The sequence below is a fragment of the Pseudomonas sp. B26(2017) genome, assembly GCF_002113045.1.
Lineage (GTDB): Bacteria > Pseudomonadota > Gammaproteobacteria > Pseudomonadales > Pseudomonadaceae > Aquipseudomonas.
This window is the reverse complement of sequence record NZ_NEJJ01000035.1, coordinates 1-595: the sequence shown is the minus strand read 5'-3', so window position 1 is coordinate 595 and position 595 is coordinate 1. Positions and strand designations below refer to the sequence as shown.

At 61.5% G+C, this 595-nt stretch carries 1 protein-coding gene; it reads right to left on the bottom strand.

What is annotated here, in order from left to right; genetic code table 11:
- Positions 1–595 (bottom strand): type VI secretion system tip protein TssI/VgrG (gene tssI, locus CAF79_RS28600; protein WP_139832646.1); only part of this gene is annotated, 595 nt, incomplete at both ends.

Below are 595 nucleotides of genomic sequence, written 5' to 3'. Positions count from 1 at the left end.
GTGCGAGCTGCTTGCCGCGTCTTTCGTTCTCGATCAACAGCGGATAGCGGTAATCCTCCAGCACCGGAGTGAAATCGGCGGTAAAGCGACTCTCGACCAACAGGCTCGGGCGCTTGAGGTCATAGTCGCGGCGCACGACCGTGCTGGTGCGGGTGCCGGTACGAATGCTGAAACGGCTGACCACCGGATGCTCGGCCACCATGCCGGAGTCCTGCCGATAGGGCGTGGCGCCGAGCTTGGGTAAAAACACCTGGTCATCGGTGAAGACCAGCAGATGCCCGTCCGCCGAGTGCTGGTGATGCCAGGCGATACCGTCCTCGGCGCACAGTCGCTGGATGAACTCCAGATCGGATTCGCCGTACTGGGTGCAGTAATCACGGGGCGGATTCGCCGCGACATGAAAGCTGAAGGCATCCGCTTGAATGCCATGCCCCTTGAGCACCTGCGCGATGATCTGCGGCACCGTACGCTGCTGGAAAATCCGCTGATCACGACCGAACTGCAAGTAGTGCAGCGCCGGCACCAGTGTCAGGTGGTAGCGGGTCAGACGCTTGCCCGACTCACCCGCCAACACATCCTCGATATGCCCGTGAAT